Raw genomic sequence first — 11779 nt, 5'->3', positions numbered from 1 at the left:
ATGACGATCGGACAACCGCGTCCCGACGCATCAAGGGCACGGATTGCCGACGCGCTGGTGGATCGCATCAACGGCTTTCTGCATGTCCTCGGTCCAGACCACGTCGGCGGAAGAGAGCGCCATTTCGAGTTGCGAAATGGTGGTGGCGCCGATGATGTTCGAGGTGACCAAGGGCCGGTTCGAGACATAGGCATTGGCAAACAGCGCCGGCTCCATGCCGAAGGTGCGCGCCAACCGGTTGTATTCGAGCTGCACGTCGGCAGCATTCGGAGTCTCGTAGCGCTGGCCGCGGTTGAACAACTGCGAGCGCGAGCCCTGCGGCCGCGCGCCATGATCGTATTTGCCGGTCAAATAGCCTTGCGCCAGCGGCGAATAGGCAAGCAGCGACACCTGCTCGCGCTCGCAGACTTCGGCAAGGTTCACTTCGAAGGTGCGGTTGACGAGATTATAGGCGTTCTGCAGCGAGGCGACACGCGGGCCGACGCCCTTGTCGGCTTCGGCGATGAAACGCATGACGCCCCAGGAATTCTCGTTCGACAGGCCGAAATGGCGGATCTTGCCGGCCTTCACCAGTTCATCAAATACGGCAAGCGTCTCGGCGATCGGCGTCTCGCCTTCCGGCACGCCGGCGGCATCGGAGCGTCGCGGTACGGCGCCGATGCGGTTCGGATTGGCGCCCCACGGCACGTCGCGTTCCGGCCAATGGATCTGATAGAGGTCGATGTAATCGGTGTTGAGCCTGGCAAGTGACTTATCGATAGCGTCGAAGATATCGGCGCGCACCAGCTTAGACGGGCGGTCGCCGCGAAACCAACTGTTGGCGGTGCGACCAACTACCTTCGAGGCGATGATCACCTGGTCGCGATTGCGCTTCTCCTTCATCCAATTGCCGATGAATGTCTCGGTACGGCCTTGTGTCTCCGCCTTGGGCGGGATCGGATAGAGTTCGGCGGTGTCGATGAAATTGACACCGCGAGCAAACGCCAGATCCATCTGGGCGTGACCGTCCGCCTCGGTGTTCTGCTGGCCCCAGGTCATCGATCCGAGGCAGATTTGCGACACGAAAAGATCGGTCTGGCCGAGACGGCGTTTGTGCATGGAGTTTCTCCGGCGGGAATTTTGCGCGGCTGCGCGAGGAGGAAGCAATAGCATACAGGAAAGCGCCGCCCGCTTCCAAGCCCACCGACGGCAGGCTCGGCGACTTTCCCAGGATGCCGGCAAACGGACTTTTTTTCGTGCGGCTAACAAAAAAGCCGGACTGCATGTGAATGCAGTCCGGAAGTTCGCCAGGAATGGCGAGGAAAACCGGCCAAGTGCCGGCACTGAGGCCTACGGTCGAAGCATCGCAGAAGTTTCGCCGGAACAGCCGAATTATGTCTAAAAAGATCAGGGCAGCATGGCTGCCATGCGAATGCTGCACTGCACAATTGTCATGATCTGCCTATATTGACGGCCGTGGAGGTTCAATAAGGGGCTTGAATCATGGGATTCTTCACTGAAATGTTCGCCCGTCCGCGTCCGCGGGAACAGCTGCGCTATCGAGCCGCGCTGGCGCTGCTCCATTCGATGAGCAATGCCGATCGCGCCGATATCGGCGTCAAGCCGGCCGACTTCCCGCGCATCGCCCGGGAAATGTCCCTACGCTAAACAGCGCGCCGCGAGATATCCCGGCGCAGCCGGGATATCTCCCGAGCGAATCTCAACGCAATCCGAGGAAAATCGACTTGCCCAATGGCACGCCGTTGTGACGCAGGATGTCATAGGCGGTGGTCAGGTGGAAATAGAAATTGGGCATGGCGGCATGCAGCAGATACTGCATTCCCGGCATCGAAACCTCGCGTCCCGCAAGCCGCAGTTCGATCATCCTGTCATCTGAACCATCGAATTCGGCCGCCGAAAATGTCGCGAGATGAGCCAATGTCTTGGCAAGGCGGGCCTGCAGATCAGCGAAGCTCGCCTCATTGTCCTCATATTTTGGCACCTCGCGCCCGGCAAGCCGCGACGGCGCGCCTTTGGCGTGATCGGTGGCAATCTGTACCTGCCTGGTCAGCGCAAACATGTCCGGCGCCAGCCTCGCCGTCAGATACACCTGCGGATCGATCTTGCGATCAGCCGCATTTTGCTCGGCAATGTTCAGCACATTGGCTAGTGCCTTCAGCCTCGCCGAAAATACCGGCACGGATGCTTCATACATTGATATGGTCACAAGAAATCTCCACGCGGCCCGACTGCCCACGGCGAGAGGTAGCGCCTTTCGCAGGCGATTGTTCAAGCGTCACCACGCCGCCGCAATCGATATGATAGGATTTTTCATCGAGTGGAGGTTCCCGATGAGACGCGCCTTGTTCGCAGCGACCGCTTTTTTCTCCCTTGCCGCTACCAGCCAACCGGTGCTCGCCGCCGACGCGCCTTACATAGACGACAGGTCGAATGCCGAAGCGGTCATCCGGTCGCTTTATAGTGCCATCAGCCGGCACGAATTCGCGCGCGCCTGGGACTATTTCGGCGACACCAAGCCGGCCAAGGATTTCAATTCCTTCGTCAAAGGCTATGACGGCACGGACACGGTCGAAGTCAAAACCGGTGGCGTATCCGAAGACGGGGCTGCCGGCAGCATCTACTACAGCGTTCCGGTCGCCATCCGGGCGACGGCCAAGGACGGCAGCGAGAATGTCTTTGCCGGCTGCTATACGCTGCGCCAGATCAACGCCTCGATCCAGGAACCGCCATTTCGCGCAATCTTCATCGACAAGGGTGCGCTGAAACCCTCAAAGGCCGATTTCGAAGATGCCGGGCCGGCAAGCTGCGGCGAAGGACCGCCGCCGCCGAAGAAGGACGCAGCGCTTGAGCAGGCCAACAAGGCGTTTGCCGCGACTTATGGCGACCAGTGCGACAAGGACATGCCCGGCGGCGATCCGCGAGGAGAGCCGGACGCCTACTCGCTCCGCTACAAGGATGCGGGGGCGGCCGAAAACGAGCCCGAACGCGAGACACGGCTGTTTCGCTTTTTCTGCTCGATGGCCGCCTACAATGAGAGCGCAGTCTATTACATCTACGACGACGTATCGGGCGTCCGGCAATTACAATTCGCGTCACCGGAACTCGATATTCGCTATGAGAACAACAATAGCGAAGGCAAGGTCGAGGGCATCAACATCATCGGCTTCCAGACTGACGACCAGTTGGTCAACTCCGAATATGACGAGGCCACCAAAACGATTTCATCCTTGAACAAGTGGCGCGGCGTCGGCGACGCCTCGTCGGCCGGCACCTACCTGTTTCGCCACGGCAATTTCTCGCTGGTGCAGTATGAGGTCGATGCCTCTTATGACGGCGAGATCAACCCGCAGACCGTGCTCGACTACAACACCGCGCCCTAAGGGACCTTCGATAACATCCAGTTGAGTGTGCCCCGCCAGTCGGTCATGCGGATCGGCGTGCCATGTGTGCCGGTCTCGAAGCGGACAAAGCGGGTCGGGTAGGCTTTCGATTTGCCCAGAATCGATCGGAAGAAGGCTTCCTGTTTCTCGATTGGAAACACCGGGTCCTTGCTGCCCTGGCCGAAGAAGACCGGCACACGGCGCTTGAATGCGGAGCTTGAGAAGAAACTCTCGTCCCACAGCGAGCCGAGCAGCAGCAGCCCGTCGATGCGCCCGCCGGAGTCCTTGCGGCCTGCCAGCTTCCAGCACAACGCGCCGCCCATAGAGCCGCAGGCGACGAAGATTTTTGCGCGCGGCGACTGTTCGGCATAGTGGCCGATCAATGCGGCGATCTGGGCGGCACCGGTGTCGCCGAAATCGGAAAAATCCGGCGACAGATAGAGGCCGCCATTACCGGCCATCAGGTTCTTGATACGGTTGAAATTGCCGCCGAAAGTGAAATCGTCAGCACCCTGTTTACGGCTGCCGCCCTGCCCGTGCAGATAAAGCACGATGATGCTGGCGCCCCCGGTCTTGCCGACGGCAATGTGGCGGACGTCGCCTGCATCGGTCGGCAGCAATAGATCCTGCTGCACCTTACGCACGCCGGTGTCGGTGTATTGCGCGTGCACACGACGCTCAGGCACTTCGTCACGAGCGTTGATGTCGCGCAGCTCACGATAATCGACGACCGTATAGGCGCCGTTGCTCTCGGACGAGAGTGTGACCGGATAGGCGAACAGATCGTCCTTGAAGGGTTTGAGTTCGAGAGCGTTGGCGTAGGCGACACAAAAGAGCTGCAAAAGAATCGCCATCAGCAGGGCCGGGAGGCCAGAGGGGGGCAAGCGGAACCGGAAGCAGGAACGAAAGGCCATCCCTCAGCCATGCGTTTTTCGGCTTCGGTTTGTCAATCCTGCAGCACGCCGCCGGCGCCTTCCAGCGCCTCGCGCGTGTCGACGTCGACGGCTGCCCCTTCGCCGATCTCGACATCGATGACGTCGAGCCCTTCGGCCTCGACCAGATGGCGGGCGCCGGTATCGCCTTCGAGGTGAGCGATCGCGGCAAACAGCGAACGCGGCAGCAGCACCGGATTGCCGCGCCGGCCATCATGAGCGGCGCGCACCACCGATCGGCCTTCGGACTTGCGGAACGCCTCGATCAGCCTGTCGAGGTCGGCCGAGGCGACGCCGGGCATATCGCCGAGGACAATCATGGCGCCGGCGGCGTCGCCGGAAATCTTGGCGATGCCGGCCTTCAGCGACGAAGACAGACCCTTGGCGAAATCCGGATTGTCGGCGAAGGTCATATCGAGGCCAGACAGTGCACTGCGCACGCGCTCGCTCTGGTGGCCGATGACGACGATGGTGGCCGCGGCTTTCGAACCGACCGCGCGTTCGGCGGTGCGGCGGACCAGCGGCTTGCCATCGAACAGTGCCAAGAGCTTGTTCGGCCCGCCCATGCGGCTGGAGCGGCCGGCGGCCAGAAGCACGATCTCGACCTTTGGTTCGGCTTTGGCCGGCAATGGCTCGCGCGGCTGCGGCCGCGTCGGAATTTCCATCAACAGCCCGCCGACGCCCATGCCGGCAATATCCCTGGCGGTCACGTCGAGACCGGCGATCAGCCGGTCAAGCACCCAGTCGAAGCCGTTCTCCTTGGGACTGCGGGCGCAGCCCGGCGCACCGATGATGCGCTTGCCGCCTAGAGTGCCTAGCACCAGCAGATTGCCGGGATCGACCGGCATGCCGGCGCGGATGACAGTGCCGCCTGCCTTTTCGATGGCAGCGGGAACGACGTCGCCGAAATCGGCCATCGCCGAGGCGCCGAAGATAACCACCATATCGTTGTCGCGGATCAGCGAGGCCGCAGCCTCGGCGACGGGGATAATTTCATGCGGGGTTCGACGCTCCGCCGTCAGCCTGCCGCCCGAACGCGCCAGGCGCGCTTCGGTGACGCGCAGCGTCTTGTCGAGCACGCTGGGTTTGATGCCGGGTAGCACCGTCTGGATGACGCCGACGCGCACCGGCTGATAGGCGTTGACCGCAAATATCTCGCCGCCGGCGCAGATCCTTGCCACGGCATCGACCAAAGCGAAGGCGACCGCAAACGGAATGATCTTCACCGTCGCAACCATCTGACCTTTTTCGACCGGCGCATGCTGCGCCAGCGTGGCGATAGTAATCGTCGGATCGACGGCATTGATGGCGTCGATTATCGCCGCGTCGACGGTGAATATGCCGGCAGCCTGCGCGTGGAGGTTGACCCTGCCGGTCGCGGCGGGCTTCGCCTCCATATTGCGATGGATCATGGATGCGGCGATCTTTTCGGCAGCGACGTCCTCGCTGAGATCATCGGGCGCCAACACTGCCGCTACGACCTCGGAAATGCCAGCGGCCTTCAACAGGGACACATCCCCGGCGCTTAGCCTGTGCGCCTTGCGGAAGCGGCGCTCTCCGACCTTGGTGGCATGCGCAAGCACTGCCCCTTCGGCCGTATCGATCGCAACGGGACCAAATTTCACGCGACCGCGCCTTTGGATTCGAGGCCGCGGGAGCGAAAGGCGTGGATCGCTTGCGCCAACACCGCGACGGCGATCTCGGCCGGGCTGGCAGCCCCAATGTCGAGGCCGATCGGGGCATGAATGCGGGCGATCTGGTCGGCGGTCGCTCCCGAAGCCAGCAGGCGTTCCACACGTTTGGTGTGGGTCTTGCGGCTGCCGAGCGCGCCGACATAAAAGCAGCCGGCGTCGAGCGCCGCCTTCAGGGCGAAATCGTCGATCTTCGGATCGTGGGTGAGAGCAGCCAGCGCCGTATAGCTATCGAGCGGCTGACGCGTCAGCACATCCTCTGGCCATTCGGCATGCAGCGCGATATCGGGAAAACGATCGGGCGTGGCAAAGGCCGTGCGCGGATCGATGATCTCGACAGGATAGCCGGCGATCCTGGCCATCGGTGCCAGCGCCTGGCTGATGTGGACGGCGCCGATCACCACCAAGCGCGGCTGCGGCAGATGTGCGTTGAGGAAGAAGGTCCGTCCCTCAGCTTCGACCGAACCGGAATTGCCCGTGCGAAATGCCTTGGCGATGGCCGCCCCGAGTTCGCCGGCTACCCGGTCGCCCTCGCGCACGACACGGTCGCGGCCGTCGCCGAGATCGGTGACCAGGATTGCCGCGCGGCGGGCGCGGCGTTCGGCGTTGAGTGTCTTCAGCGCATAGGGATCCATTCGAGATCAACCCAATCTTTCTACATAGACCTTGATGCGGCCGCCGCATGACAGGCCGACTTGCCAGGCGGTCTCGTCTGCGACGCCGAATTCGAGCATTTTGGCCGTGCCGCTATCGATAACATCGACCGCCTCGGTGACCACGGCGCCTTCGACGCAGCCGCCCGAGACGGAGCCGTGGAAATTGCCTTCGGCGTCGATGACCAGGTGGCTGCCGACCGGGCGCGGCGCCGAGCCCCAGGTCTCGACCACGGTGGCAATGGCGACATCCTTGCCGTCCTTCATCCAGCCCTCCGCGATGATCAGCGGGTCGCGAGCCTCATCGAGATAGATACTGCGTTCCATGATTTTCTCCCTAGGAGACATGTGGTTATGCGACGCGCTTCACGCCAGCTTGATCCACCGGCGCGGGTCGACCGAACGCATAAAAACAGCACGGTCGCCAGCGACCGGTCCGCCACATAATCCGCACGGGTCAACAGATCGAGCGTCTCGTCGACGGTCCGCGGCGCCGGACGCGGTTTTCAACTCGGTCATCCTGTCTTCGCGGACGCGGCCATCTGAAAGCCTCTACAGAGCGTGGTAGCCGCGGTTGTGATAGATCAGCGGCCGCAAATTATCGCCGATGCGCAAACCTGTAACCTTGCCAAAAAGCACACGGTGGGTGGCCAGATCCTTGGAGTCGATCAGTTCGCAGTCGAAGACGGCGAGCGCGCCCTTCAGCGTCGGCGCACCGGTCGAGATCACATCCCATTCGGCCAACGCGAAACGCTCCTCGACCGGCAGGCCGGTAATGCCGGAAAAGGCGATCGACAGCGGCTCCTGATCCGAAGCCAGCGTGTTCAGGGCAAATTTGCCGTTTTCCACGAACGGCTCGTTCTTGGGATTTTCACGATTGAGGCAAACCAGGATGGTTGGCGGCGTGTCCGACACCGAGCAGGCCGCGATCACCGTCGCGCCGCGCCTGCCGGCAGGGCCATCGGTGGTGACTACATGCACATGGCCAGCAAAATGGGCCATCGCGTCGCGGTAGGCCTGCGGCCCGATGTCATTCTTCTTCAGCACCGATGATTTTCCACTAGTCAGAACCAACCGTTATATATGGGGGGATATTGCAGGCCACAAGCGAAGTGCTTGACCTATATCCCGAATTCGCGTGTTGCGCCAAAGCTGGCCAGCCTTTAGGTCTTGACGGCATTGGCGCCGGCAACCACGCGACCGGCGTGGAGGAATTCTTCGCTCGCATGCGACCTTGGACAACCACGATAGCGGTGCTGGCCTGGCTCTCGGTCGCCTGCAGTGCAAATGCCGAGACGCTGCTGGTCGGCGTCGCGGCACCTTTGTCGGGGCCGTCGGCGATCCTCGGCAAACAGATCGAGGCCGGCGCGACAATGGCGGCTGAAGCGAACGATGCCGAAATCAAGACGATCGATGACGCCTGCACGGCCGACGGTGGCGCCGCCGCCGCGCGGGAGTTCACCGCGGCCAAGGTCAACGTCGTCATCGGGTTTTTGTGCACCGACGCAATCGAGGCGGCTCTGCCGATCCTCAAGGATGCCGGCATACCGGTGATCACCGTCGGCGTTCGCACGGAAAGCCTGACCGACCGGCGCGCCAAGACCGGATGGCCGATCTATCGTCTCGGGCCGCGCGGCGACGACGAGCGCAATGCCGTTGCCGCCATCCTCACCCGCCTATGGCAGACCGAGCTGTTCGCCATAGTCGACGACGGCACGATCTATGGCCGCGAAATGGCCGAGACGTTTCGGGCAGCCGCCGAGCAAGCGGCTCTGAAGCCGGTGTTCGTCGACACGTTCCGGCCGCAGCTCGACAACCAGATCGGCCTGATCGGCCGGCTGAAGAAAGCCGGCGCAACGCATGTCTTTGCCGGCGGCGACGGCGATGATGTCGCCATTATGGGCCGGGATGCCGGCCAGCTAAATACCGGCATGGTGTTTGCCGGCGGCGAAGCGTTGCGCGCGCCGCTCGGCGACGTGCCTTATGCCGTCGGCACACTGATGATCGCGCCGCCCGAATGGGCCGATGTCGCCGACCCCAAGGTGCTGCAGAGCTTTGCCGGACAAAACATCGTGCCGGAAGGTTACACGCTTCCCGCCTATGCCGCGGTCGAGATCGCCAAGGCGGCTTCAGCATTGCCGCAAAGCTCCGGCGAGAAGCTGGCCAATGCACTGACCGCACATGACTTCACGACGGCGATCGGACCGATCCGCTTTGACGAAAAAGGCGACCTGACGCAAAATCCTTATCGCGCCTTCCGTTTCGACGGCGGCCGTTTCTTGTCGGCGGAGAGCCAATGATGTCCAGCACGGGGATGTTCCGTACCGGTCCGCGCAATCTCATCACGGACGTCGCCGGCCTGCGTGTCGGCAATGCGGCGAATGCCAAGCTGAAATCCGGTGTGACCACCGTCATCTGCGACGAACCGGCCGTGGCCGGCGTGCAAATCCTGGGCGGTGCGCCGGGCACCCGCGAAACCGACCTGCTCGAGCCGCACAATTCGATCCACGCCATCCATGCCGTGGTGCTTTCGGGCGGGTCGGCTTTTGGCCTCGACGCCGCGTCGGGGGTGCAGGCGGCATTGCGTGAAAGGGGCATCGGCGTCGAGGTCGGCGGCTTTCGCGTGCCGATCGTGCCGGCGGCGATCCTGTTCGATCTGCGCAATGGCGGCGACAAGGATTGGGGCCGGTATCCGCCTTACCGCGACCTCGGCTACGAAGCCGCGCAAGCCGCCGCGATCGACTTTGCGCTCGGCACCGCCGGCGCGGGTGCCGGCGCGCTGAGCTCCGGCCTGAAGGGCGGGCTCGGCTCGGCCTCGACGGTGCTGGACAGCGGCGTCACCATCGGCGCGCTTGCCGCCGTCAACCCGACCGGCTCGGTGACGGTCGCCGGGACCCGCCATTTCTGGGCGGCACCGTTCGAGATCGGCGACGAGTTCGGCGGGTTAGGCTATCCCCACCCGATGCCTGACGATGCCAGAAAGGTCCTGCTGAAGTTCCGTGACAGGTATGCCGCAGAGCAGGCGGAAACCGGCGCCAACACGACCATCGCCGTGATCGCCACCGATGCGGTACTCACCAAGGCCGCCGCCAAACGCCTGGCGATATCGGCGCATGACGGCTTTGTGCGTGCCATTTGGCCGACGCACACGCCCGCCGACGGCGATCTGGTCTTCGCGCTGGCAACGGGCAAGAGCGGCATCGAGCTTGAGCCCGACGATGCAATCGATCTCTACGCCGCGGCCGGCGCCACGATGGCGCGCGCCATCAGCCGCGGCGTCTTTGCCGCGACGCCGGCCGAGGGCGATCTGTTCCCGGTCTGGTCGTCGCGCTGAACGCGCAACGCTCATTCGGGTGAGCCGTAATCAGACTGGATTATGATCAGGTGGGTTCGGATTTTTCTTCCTCGAACGTGACCGCAACATCCGAGTTTGCCGACAGCCGCACCTTCTGGCCCTCGACCTCGGCGACAAGGCTGAGAGGAATGAAGTGGTGATGGCCCCTGTGAGCGCCCTCGCCGCTGTCGCGCTTGGTCAGCTTTATGCGATCTCCGTCAACCTTGTCGACGGTACCGACATGGACGCCGTCGGCGCCGATCACTTCCATACGTTCGCGAATCTTGGCTGCATCTGTCATGGGGGTCTCCCTTAGAGCGCCGCGCGTCCTTTTGAACGCGCAAACGACGCTCTAAACATTTTGAATCAATGCACCGTGCCTTCCGAAAATCGATCCTGATTTTCGGAAGGCACGATGCGGTGAAGTTGCCGACAATAACAAACGACGGCCGGATTGGATGCATCGACTTTGTGTTTCAGTCAGCACGATCTTTTGACGGCATCGTGATAGGAATTTAACGGCGTCGACCGCCGGAATGGAAAGCCCCATGCGAAATCTTGCCCTGTTTGCAGTCTGCCTGCTTGCCCCGCTTGCAACTTTGGCCGCCGCCTACGCAGGCGATGTCGCCGAGCTTGAGATCCTCGGCTTCAGCAGCGATGGCGGGGTCTTTGCCTTCGAGGAATACGGCGTCCAGGACGGATCGGGATTTCCCTATGCGACCCGCTATTATATCGACACGGCCGACGACAGTTTCCTGAAGGGCTCGCCGATACGTGTCCGGCTCGACGACGAGAATGCCACGGTGGCCGCAGCGCGGCTGCAGGCCCGGCAAAGGGGCGAAGCGATCGTCAGTCAGGCGGAACTCACGGTAAATCGCGGCATTACCGCCGGCTTCAACCCGGTGACCGAGCTTTCTGCCGATCCCTTCCGCATGGTGGTCAATCCGCGCCCGATCTTCTCGCCGGTCGACGATCCGCTCGAGTTCCGGCTCGACCAGATCGGCATGAATGACACCGAACGCTGCCAGAGCCAGGGCGAGATCAATGGCTTTCGCCTGCTGCGCATCGAGGCGAAGGATGGCGGCCAGACGAGGATCATTCACGAGGACAAATCGATCCCGCAAAGCAGAGGCTGTCCGAATGGGTACCAGATCGGCGCGGTTCAGACATTTTCGCTGGATAGCGTCAGCACCTATGCCGTGCTGATCGCGGTGCGCCAATACGGCTTCGAAGGGCCGGACTATCGCTGGATCGCGGTAACCGGTCGCCTGTGACGTTCCCCGCCATGCGCTATCGCGCCCTGCATCGTCTCCGCCGTGCTCTGCCGTCGCTGCGCACCGCATTTGCCGGTGCCTTGCTGTGGGCCACAGCGATGGGCGCCAGCGCGCTGCTCAATCTGCTGCAGTACGATTGGGAGACCCCGGTAAAGATCCGCTTCGTCTCGCTGCTTTATGCTGCCGGCGGCGCGCTGGCCTTCCCGGTTGGGCTGTTTATGGCGCGGCTCGTCTCGCTCGGACGCCACTGGGAAATCGCCGTCGCCGCCGCCTTCGTCTGCCTTCTCGCCGCGACAATTACCTTCACCGGCGGCCTCTTTGGGCTGCAATACCGCTCCTACTACGTCCAATGGCATGCACCCGCGCTCACCATCACCTGGGTTTTCCAGTTCGTGTTCACGATGTTGACGGCACTCTATCAGTTCGTCGTCCTCGGCATCCGGCTGTATTTTCCGCTCGGTTTCGTTGCGCTCGCTGTCGCCAGCGTCTGGTTTGCGCGCCAGCAACGTTGAGCA

The 11779-nt window shown here is 62.6% G+C and carries 14 protein-coding genes and 1 pseudogene; 6 read left to right on the top strand and 9 right to left on the bottom strand.

Annotated features, from left to right (window positions below):
- Positions 1-30 precede the first annotated feature (30 nt).
- Positions 31-1098, bottom strand: coding sequence for an aldo/keto reductase (locus X773_RS44265; RefSeq protein ID WP_023674745.1), 1068 nt, complete (start codon positions 1096-1098; stop codon positions 31-33).
- Positions 1099-1482: 384 nt separating this feature from the next.
- Here X773_RS44265 and X773_RS74215 point away from each other — a divergent pair, with 384 nt between their 5' ends.
- Positions 1483-1647: a hypothetical protein gene (locus X773_RS74215; protein ID WP_023674744.1), complete on the top strand. Its 165-nt coding sequence runs from the start codon at positions 1483-1485 to the stop codon at positions 1645-1647.
- 52 nt (positions 1648-1699) lie between these two features.
- Here X773_RS74215 and X773_RS44260 read toward each other — a convergent pair whose 3' ends face one another.
- Positions 1700-2206, bottom strand: coding sequence for a DUF1993 family protein (locus X773_RS44260; protein ID WP_023674743.1), 507 nt, complete (start codon positions 2204-2206; stop codon positions 1700-1702).
- A 124-nt stretch (positions 2207-2330) separates the two neighbouring features.
- Here X773_RS44260 and X773_RS44255 point away from each other — a divergent pair, with 124 nt between their 5' ends.
- On the top strand, positions 2331-3380 hold the full coding sequence (locus X773_RS44255) for a DUF1176 domain-containing protein (protein WP_023674742.1): 1050 nt from the start codon (positions 2331-2333) through the stop codon (positions 3378-3380).
- Here X773_RS44255 and X773_RS44250 read toward each other — a convergent pair.
- The 6 genes and pseudogenes from X773_RS44250 to X773_RS44230 form a co-directional block, all read right to left on the bottom strand.
- Positions 3377-4234 carry a phospholipase gene (locus X773_RS44250; RefSeq protein WP_023674741.1) on the bottom strand — a complete coding sequence of 286 codons (858 nt, stop codon included), beginning with the start codon at positions 4232-4234 and terminating at the stop codon, positions 3377-3379. The genes X773_RS44255 and X773_RS44250 overlap by 4 nt on opposite strands.
- 92 nt (positions 4235-4326) lie before the next feature.
- Complete coding sequence (locus X773_RS44245; RefSeq protein ID WP_023674740.1) at positions 4327-5937, bottom strand: molybdopterin-binding/glycosyltransferase family 2 protein; 1611 nt, start codon at positions 5935-5937, stop codon at positions 4327-4329.
- Entirely contained in the window at positions 5934-6638 is a 705-nt protein-coding gene (locus tag X773_RS44240) for an XdhC family protein (RefSeq protein ID WP_023674739.1), read from the bottom strand. The genes X773_RS44245 and X773_RS44240 overlap by 4 nt, the downstream gene beginning before the upstream one ends.
- A 6-nt stretch (positions 6639-6644) precedes the next feature.
- Positions 6645-6983, bottom strand: a complete 339-nt coding sequence (locus X773_RS44235; RefSeq protein WP_023674738.1) for an XdhC family protein — start codon at positions 6981-6983, stop codon at positions 6645-6647.
- 71 nt (positions 6984-7054) lie between these two features.
- A pseudogene (locus X773_RS77950) lies at positions 7055-7162 on the bottom strand (MoxR family ATPase); the annotation flags it as partial.
- A gap of 46 nt (positions 7163-7208) precedes the next feature.
- Positions 7209-7703, bottom strand: a complete 495-nt coding sequence (locus X773_RS44230; RefSeq protein ID WP_023674737.1) for a flavin reductase — start codon at positions 7701-7703, stop codon at positions 7209-7211.
- A 179-nt stretch (positions 7704-7882) separates the two neighbouring features.
- On the opposite strand from X773_RS44230, the gene X773_RS44225 reads away from it, so the two are divergent.
- Together X773_RS44225 and X773_RS44220 are read left to right on the top strand one after the other, a co-directional pair.
- Positions 7883-8956, top strand: a complete 1074-nt coding sequence (locus X773_RS44225) for a branched-chain amino acid ABC transporter substrate-binding protein (protein WP_023674736.1) — start codon at positions 7883-7885, stop codon at positions 8954-8956.
- 14 nt (positions 8957-8970) lie between these two features.
- A complete protein-coding gene (locus X773_RS44220; protein ID WP_023674735.1) occupies positions 8971-9990 on the top strand; it encodes a P1 family peptidase in 1020 nt (339 codons plus the stop codon).
- A 46-nt stretch (positions 9991-10036) separates the two neighbouring features.
- Here X773_RS44220 and X773_RS44215 read toward each other — a convergent pair whose 3' ends face one another.
- A complete protein-coding gene (locus X773_RS44215; RefSeq protein ID WP_023674734.1) occupies positions 10037-10291 on the bottom strand; it encodes a DUF2171 domain-containing protein in 255 nt (84 codons plus the stop codon).
- A 247-nt stretch (positions 10292-10538) separates the two neighbouring features.
- On the opposite strand from X773_RS44215, the gene X773_RS44210 reads away from it, so the two are divergent.
- Positions 10539-11264, top strand: coding sequence for a DUF2259 domain-containing protein (locus tag X773_RS44210; RefSeq protein ID WP_023674733.1), 726 nt, complete (start codon positions 10539-10541; stop codon positions 11262-11264).
- 11 nt (positions 11265-11275) lie between these two features.
- Positions 11276-11776, top strand: a complete 501-nt coding sequence (locus tag X773_RS44205; RefSeq protein WP_031211237.1) for a hypothetical protein — start codon at positions 11276-11278, stop codon at positions 11774-11776.
- The last annotated feature ends 3 nt before the right edge of the window (positions 11777-11779 follow it).

The sequence above is a fragment of the Mesorhizobium sp. LSJC280B00 genome, from assembly GCF_000502835.1.
Classification (GTDB): domain Bacteria; phylum Pseudomonadota; class Alphaproteobacteria; order Rhizobiales; family Rhizobiaceae; genus Mesorhizobium.
The sequence above is the reverse complement of the archived record's forward strand: the minus strand, read 5'-3'. Positions and strand labels throughout refer to the sequence as shown.